The organism is Enterobacter sp. 301B, from assembly GCF_003850715.1.
Lineage (GTDB): Bacteria > Pseudomonadota > Gammaproteobacteria > Enterobacterales > Enterobacteriaceae > Enterobacter > Enterobacter intestinihominis.
Map to the genome: position 1 here is coordinate 1 of NZ_PQTC01000058.1, position 2,959 is coordinate 2,959.

Below are 2,959 nucleotides of genomic sequence, written 5' to 3' on the forward strand. Positions count from 1 at the left end.
TCTCTTCGCCAAAACAGCTTCGGCGTTGTAAGGTTAAGCCTCACGGTTCATTAGTATCGGTTAGCTCAACGCATCGCTGCGCTTACACACCCGACCTATCAACGTCGTAGTCTTCAACGTTCCTTCAGGAGACTCAAGGTCTCAGGGAGAACTCATCTCGGGGCAAGTTTCGTGCTTAGATGCTTTCAGCACTTATCTCTTCCGCATTTAGCTACCGGGCAGTGCCATTGGCATGACAACCCGAACACCAGTGATGCGTCCACTCCGGTCCTCTCGTACTAGGAGCAGCCCCCCTCAATTCTCCAGCGCCCACGGCAGATAGGGACCGAACTGTCTCACGACGTTCTAAACCCAGCTCGCGTACCACTTTAAATGGCGAACAGCCATACCCTTGGGACCTACTTCAGCCCCAGGATGTGATGAGCCGACATCGAGGTGCCAAACACCGCCGTCGATATGAACTCTTGGGCGGTATCAGCCTGTTATCCCCGGAGTACCTTTTATCCGTTGAGCGATGGCCCTTCCATTCAGAACCACCGGATCACTATGACCTGCTTTCGCACCTGCTCGCGCCGTCACGCTCGCAGTCAAGCTGGCTTATGCCATTGCACTAACCTCCTGATGTCCGACCAGGATTAGCCAACCTTCGTGCTCCTCCGTTACTCTTTGGGAGGAGACCGCCCCAGTCAAACTACCCACCAGACACTGTCCGCAACCCGGATTACGGGTCTACGTTAGAACACCAGCCATTAAAGGGTGGTATTTCAAGGTTGGCTCCACGCAGACTGGCGTCCACGCTTCAAAGCCTCCCACCTATCCTACACATCAAGGACCAGTGTTCAGTGTCAAGCTATAGTAAAGGTTCACGGGGTCTTTCCGTCTTGCCGCGGGTACACTGCATCTTCACAGCGAGTTCAATTTCACTGAGTCTCGGGTGGAGACAGCCTGGCCATCATTACGCCATTCGTGCAGGTCGGAACTTACCCGACAAGGAATTTCGCTACCTTAGGACCGTTATAGTTACGGCCGCCGTTTACCGGGGCTTCGATCAAGAGCTTCGCGTTGCCGCTAACCCCATCAATTAACCTTCCGGCACCGGGCAGGCGTCACACCGTATACGTCCACTTTCGTGTTTGCACAGTGCTGTGTTTTTAATAAACAGTTGCAGCCAGCTGGTATCTTCGACTGATTTCAGCTCCGCCCGCAGGGGCTTCACCTACATATCAGCGTGCCTTCTCCCGAAGTTACGGCACCATTTTGCCTAGTTCCTTCACCCGAGTTCTCTCAAGCGCCTTGGTATTCTCTACCTGACCACCTGTGTCGGTTTGGGGTACGATTTCGTGTTACCTGATGCTTAGAGGCTTTTCCTGGAAGCAGGGCATTTATCACTTCAGCACCGTAGTGCCTCGTCATCACACCTCAGCGTTAACAAGGTACCGGATTTACCTGGAACCTCCGCCTACATGCTTAAACCGGGACAACCGTCGCCCGGCTGACATAGCCTTCTCCGTCCCCCCTTCGCAGTAACACCAAGTACAGGAATATTAACCTGTTTCCCATCGACTACGCCTTTCGGCCTCGCCTTAGGGGTCGACTCACCCTGCCCCGATTAACGTTGGACAGGAACCCTTGGTCTTCCGGCGAGCGGGCTTTTCACCCGCTTTATCGTTACTTATGTCAGCATTCGCACTTCTGATACCTCCAGCATGCCTCACAGCACACCTTCAACGGCTTACAGAACGCTCCCCTACCCAACAACACATAGTGTCGCTGCCGCAGCTTCGGTGCATGGTTTAGCCCCGTTACATCTTCCGCGCAGGCCGACTCGACCAGTGAGCTATTACGCTTTCTTTAAATGATGGCTGCTTCTAAGCCAACATCCTGGCTGTCTGTGCCTTCCCACATCGTTTCCCACTTAACCATGACTTTGGGACCTTAGCTGGCGGTCTGGGTTGTTTCCCTCTTCACGACGGACGTTAGCACCCGCCGTGTGTCTCCCGTGATAACATTCTTCGGTATTCGTAGTTTGCATCGGGTTGGTAAGCCGGGATGGCCCCCTAGCCGAAACAGTGCTCTACCCCCGAAGATGAGTTCACGAGGCGCTACCTAAATAGCTTTCGGGGAGAACCAGCTATCTCCCGGTTTGATTGGCCTTTCACCCCCAGCCACAGGTCATCCGCTAATTTTTCAACATTAGTCGGTTCGGTCCTCCAGTTAGTGTTACCCAACCTTCAACCTGCCCATGGCTAGATCACCGGGTTTCGGGTCTATACCCTGCAACTTAACGCCCAGTTAAGACTCGGTTTCCCTTCGGCTCCCCTATACGGTTAACCTTGCTACAGAATATAAGTCGCTGACCCATTATACAAAAGGTACGCAGTCACCCCATAAAGAGGCTCCCACTGCTTGTACGTACACGGTTTCAGGTTCTTTTTCACTCCCCTCGCCGGGGTTCTTTTCGCCTTTCCCTCACGGTACTGGTTCACTATCGGTCAGTCAGGAGTATTTAGCCTTGGAGGATGGTCCCCCCATATTCAGACAGGATACCACGTGTCCCGCCCTACTCTTCGAGTTCACAGCAAATGTGCTTTCGTGTACGGGACTATCACCCTGTACCGTCGGACTTTCCAGACCGTTCCACTAACACACAAGCTGATTCAGACTCCGGGCTGCTCCCCGTTCGCTCGCCGCTACTGGGGGAATCTCGGTTGATTTCTTTTCCTCGGGGTACTTAGATGTTTCAGTTCCCCCGGTTCGCCTCGTTAACCTATGTATTCAGTTAACGATAGTGCAACGGATTGCACTGGGTTTCCCCATTCGGACATCGCCGGGTCAAAGGTTCATATCACCTCGCCGGCGCTTTTCGCAGATTAGCACGTCCTTCATCGCCTCTGACTGCCAGGGCATCCACCGTGTACGCTTAGTCGCTTAACCTCACAACCCGAAGATGTTTCACTTC

General features: G+C 53.5%; 1 rRNA gene. It reads right to left on the minus strand.

Going from position 1 to position 2,959, the window contains the following annotated elements:
* Positions 1 to 29 precede the first annotated feature (29 nt).
* Positions 30 to 2,934, minus strand: a 23S ribosomal RNA gene (locus tag C3451_RS24035).
* Between the last annotated feature and the right edge of the window lie 25 nt (positions 2,935 to 2,959).